3 protein-coding genes are annotated in these 4,088 nt (G+C 76.6%); 1 reads left to right on the top strand and 2 read right to left on the bottom strand.

Annotated elements, in window-relative coordinates:
- Nucleotides 1–24: 24 nt before the first annotated feature.
- Together ACFU6K_RS32970 and ACFU6K_RS32975 are read right to left on the bottom strand one after the other, a co-directional pair.
- A complete protein-coding gene (locus ACFU6K_RS32970; RefSeq protein WP_380669320.1) occupies nt 25–1,698 on the bottom strand; it encodes a glycerol-3-phosphate dehydrogenase/oxidase in 1,674 nt (557 codons plus the stop codon).
- On the bottom strand, nt 1,695–2,324 hold the full coding sequence (locus tag ACFU6K_RS32975; RefSeq protein ID WP_380669322.1) for a TetR/AcrR family transcriptional regulator: 630 nt from the start codon (nt 2,322–2,324) through the stop codon (nt 1,695–1,697). The genes ACFU6K_RS32970 and ACFU6K_RS32975 overlap by 4 nt, the downstream gene beginning before the upstream one ends.
- Before the next feature lie 74 nt (nt 2,325–2,398).
- Between ACFU6K_RS32975 and ACFU6K_RS32980 the strand changes: the two genes are divergently transcribed.
- Nucleotides 2,399–3,967: an FAD-binding oxidoreductase gene (locus ACFU6K_RS32980; protein WP_380669324.1), complete on the top strand. Its 1,569-nt coding sequence runs from the start codon at nt 2,399–2,401 to the stop codon at nt 3,965–3,967.
- The last annotated feature ends 121 nt before the right edge of the window (nt 3,968–4,088 follow it).

Below are 4,088 nucleotides of genomic sequence, written 5' to 3' on the forward strand. Positions count from 1 at the left end.
GTACCGGCCCCACGCGCTACCGCGCTACCGCGCGTCCGCGACGATCTCCTCGACCGCCTTCCGGGCGCGCTCGGCGTCCTCCGCGACCAGCCCGATCCTGGTGCGGCGGTCGAGCACGTCGGCCACGTCCAGCGCGCCCTCGTGGCTGACCGCGTAGGCGATCTCGGCGCGGGTCACGTCCAGGCCCTCCGCGATCGGCGCCAACTCCCCGGCCGCCAACTCCCCGGCCGCCAGCACCTCGTGGGCGGCACCGCCGTGGCGGGCGAGCAGCGAGGCGGGCACCCGGCCGGCGGCTCCGCCCTCCGGGACCCCGGCGGGCAGCGGGCGGCTGTCCCGGTGGCCGGGGGCGCCGACCAGCGGCAGCCGGGCCGTCCAGCAGGCGCGGGCGGGCAGGCCGCGCAGCCGGACGGCGGTGTCCACCGCGTCCTCGGCCATCCGGCGGTAGGTGGTGAGCTTGCCGCCGACCACGGTGATCACCCCGGACGGGCTCTCCAGCACCGCGTGCTCGCGGGAGATGTCGGCGGTGCTGCCGTCCCCGGTGTCGATCAGCGGGCGCAGCCCGGCATAGGCGCCGAGCACGTCCGCCCTGGTCAGGGCGGTGGAGAGGGCGGCGTTGACGGTGTCGAGGAGGAAGGAGCGCTCGGCCTCGGTGGGCTGCGGCTCGTCCGGGATCGGGCCCGGGGCGTCCTCGTCGGTCAGGCCGATCGCGACCCGGCCGAGCTGCTGCGGGAGGGCGAAGACGAAGCGGCTGGTGGAGCCGGGCACCGGCACGGTGAGGGCGGCGGTCGGGTTGCCGAGGGCCTTCGCGTCCACCAGCAGGTGGGTGCCCCGGCTGGGCCGGAGCCGGATCGAGGTGTCCACCTCGCCCGCCCAGACGCCGGTGGCGTTGACCACCGCGCCGGCCCGGACGGCGAGTTCCCGCCCGGTCAGGGTGTCGACCAGCCGGGCCGAGGTGCCGGTGACCCGCTCGGCGCGCACCCTGGTCAGCACGCTCGCCCCGTACTGCGCGGCGGTCCGGGCCAGGGCGACCACCAGCCGGGCGTCGTCCACGAGTTGGCCGTCGTGGGCGACCAGCGCGCCGCGCAGCCCGTCCGTCCGCACGCCCGGCACCAGCCGGCGGGTCCGGTCGGCGTCGATCCGGCGCACCCGGGGCAGCAGCGCGCCCGGGGTGCCGGCCGTCAGGCGCAGCGCGTCCCCGGCGTGGAAGCCGGTACGGATCAGCGCGGCCTGGCCGGGGCGCAGCAGGTCCGGGAGCAGCGGCACCAGTTGGGGCAGCGCGCGGATCAGGTGCGGGGCGGTGCGGGTCATCAGCACGCCGCGCTCCACCGCGCTCTCCCGGGCCACCTTGATCCGCCCGGAGGCGAGGTAGCGCAGGCCGCCGTGCACCAGCTTGGAACTCCAGCGGCTCGTCCCGAAGGCGAGGTCGCGGGCCTCGACCAGCACCGTGCGCAGGCCGCGCGAGGCCGCGTCCAGGGCCACTCCGGCGCCGGTGACGCCGCCGCCGATGACCAGGAGGTCGATCCGGGCGTCGTCGCCGAGCACCTCCAGCTCCGCCGCCCTTCGGACGGCGTTGAGGCGGGAGGTGCCGGCGTACGGACCGGTGTACGGGCCCGCGTGCGTGCCGGAGTGCGGGCCCGCGTGCGGACCTGTGTGCGCGCCGGAGTGCGGACCGGTGTGCGGGCCTGCGGTGGGGGTCATGGCGCGAGGTATCCGTTCAGTGCTCTGGCCAGTTCGCGCCGCCAGGCCGCTTCGGGCAGCAGGGAGGCGACCATGCGGTGCGACTGGACGGTGGACTGGGCGATCAGCAGGACCATGGCGGCCAGTTCGAGCGGCTCGCCGGCCCGGATCGAGCCGTGCGCCTGGCCCTGCTCGATGCCGGTGCGCAGCGCCTCCAGCAGGCCTCGCTGGCTGGCGCCGAGCCGCTCGACGACGTACTCGAGCAGCAGGTCGGAGTCGTCGGAGCGCAGCAGTGCGCCGATCACCGGGTGGTCGCGCAGGCGGACGGCGATCTCCACGGTCCGCTCGACGAAGGCCTCCCGGTCCCGGCCGGTCGGCACTGCCTCCTCCAGGGTTGCCAGGATCTCCCGGGTGAGCAGCGCGCCGATCACCGCCCGGACGTCCGGCCAGCGGCGGTAGACGGTCGGCCGGCTGACCCCGGCGCGGCGGGCGATCTCGGCGAGCTGGGTGCGGCGCACGCCGAGGTGGACGATCAGGTCGGCGGCGGCGTCCAGGATCGCGTCGTCGGTGCTGCGGGCCCCGGAGGCCTGGCCGGTGTCCCCGCGGGTCTGGCCCGGCGTCTCGGGCTCGTCGTTACTACTTGACATGATGTGTGAAACTGTAACGCATGGCACCTGAGACGCAAGCGGGACCGGCCGGCGCCGCGCTTCCGCTCCCCCCGATGAAGTGGGACGCCTGGGGCGACCCGGCCCTGGCCAAGGAGCTGTCCGCCGACATCAAGGGACTGCTCGCCGCCGCCCTCGGCGTCACCGGCGACGCCGCCCCCGGGCCGAGCGCCGACGAGGTCCTCCTGCACCCGTCCCGGCTCTCCGCCGAGGACCTCGACGCGCTGGCCGGCGCCGTCGGCAAGGAACACGTCAGCGCCGCCGACGCCGACCGGCTGCCGCGCGCCGGCGGCAAGTCCACCCCGGACCTGCTGCGCCGCCGCAGCCGCGAGGCCCAGGACGCCCCCGACGCCGTCGTGCTGCCCGGCAGCGAGCAGGAGGTCGCCGCCGTCCTCGCGGTGTGCGCCGAACGCCGCATCGCCGTCGTCCCGTTCGGCGGCGGCACCAGTGTGGTCGGCGGCCTCGACCCCGAGCGCGGCGGCCTCACCGCCGTCGTCTCCCTCGACCTGCGCCGCTTCGACCGGCTGCTCGACCTGGACGAGACCTCCGGCGAGGCCGTCCTCGGCGCCGGCCTCACCGGCCCGGCCGCGGAGGAGCTGCTCGCCGAGCGCGGCTGGGAACTCGGCCACTACCCGCAGAGCTTCCGCTACGCCACCATCGGCGGCTTCGCGGCCACCCGCTCCTCCGGCCAGGACTCCGCCGGGTACGGGCGCTTCGACGAGATGGTGCGCGGGCTGCGCGTCGTCACCCCCGCCGGGGTGCTCGACCTCGGCCGCGCCCCCGCCTCCGCCGCCGGCCCCGACCTGCGCCAGCTCTTCCTCGGCTCCGAGGGCACCCTCGGCGTGATCACCGCCGTCCGGCTGCGCGTCCACCCGCTGCCCGCCGTCAAGGCGTACGAGGCGTGGAGCTTCCCCGACTTCGCCACCGGCACGGCCGCGCTGCGCGCCGTCGAGCAGCAGGGCACCGGCCCGACCGTGATCCGGCTCTCCGACGAGGCCGAGACCATGATCAACCTGGCCATGACCGAGCAGATCGGCGGCGCCCCGGCGGTCAGCGGCTGCCTGGCCGTCACCGTCTTCGAGGGCGCCGCCGCCCAGGTCGCCGCCCGGCAGCAGCTCACCCGCGACGCCCTGCTCGCCGCCGGCGGCACCTCGCTCGGCGAGGGCCCCGCCCGGGCCTGGGAGCACGGCCGGTTCAGCGCCCCCTACCTGCGCGACTCGCTGCTCGCCGCGGGCGCGCTGTGCGAGACCCTGGAGACCGCGGCCTCCTGGAGCCGGCTGCCGGCCCTGCGGGCCGCCGTCACCGAGGCGCTCACCGGCGCCCTGCCCGGCTCCCTGGTGCTCTGCCACGTCTCGCACGTCTACCCGACCGGCGCCTCGCTCTACTTCACCGTCGTCGCCGCCCTCGGCGAGGACCCGCTCACCCGCTGGGGCGCCGCCAAGCGCGCTGCCGGGGACGCCATCCTCCGCGCCGGCGGCACCATCAGCCACCACCACGCCGTCGGCGCCGACCACCGGCCCTGGATGACCGAGGAGATCGGCGACCTGGGCGTGCGCATCCTGCGCGCCGTCAAGGCCGAACTCGACCCGGCGGGCATCCTCAACCCGGGCAAGTTGATCCCTTGAACGAGGCGAGAACCGTCCGCAGGGTCGCCGTTCTCACCAACCCGGCGGCGGGCATCGGCCACGCCGAGCCCGCCGCCCACCAGGCCACCGCCCGGCTGCGGGCCCTCGCCATCCTGTCTCT

Source organism: Kitasatospora sp. NPDC057512, assembly GCF_042802135.1.
Classification (GTDB): Bacteria; Actinomycetota; Actinomycetes; order Streptomycetales; family Streptomycetaceae; genus Kitasatospora.

Excerpts from the sequence above, each read along its gene's own strand:
- ACFU6K_RS32970 (WP_380669320.1), bottom strand. The coding sequence starts at position 1,698 with ATGACCCCCACCGCAGGCCCGCACACCGGTCCGCACTCCGGCGCGCAC.
- ACFU6K_RS32975 (WP_380669322.1), bottom strand. The coding sequence starts at position 2,324 with ATGTCAAGTAGTAACGACGAGCCCGAGACGCCGGGCCAGACCCGCGGG.
- ACFU6K_RS32980 (WP_380669324.1), top strand. The coding sequence starts at position 2,399 with ATGAAGTGGGACGCCTGGGGCGACCCGGCCCTGGCCAAGGAGCTGTCC.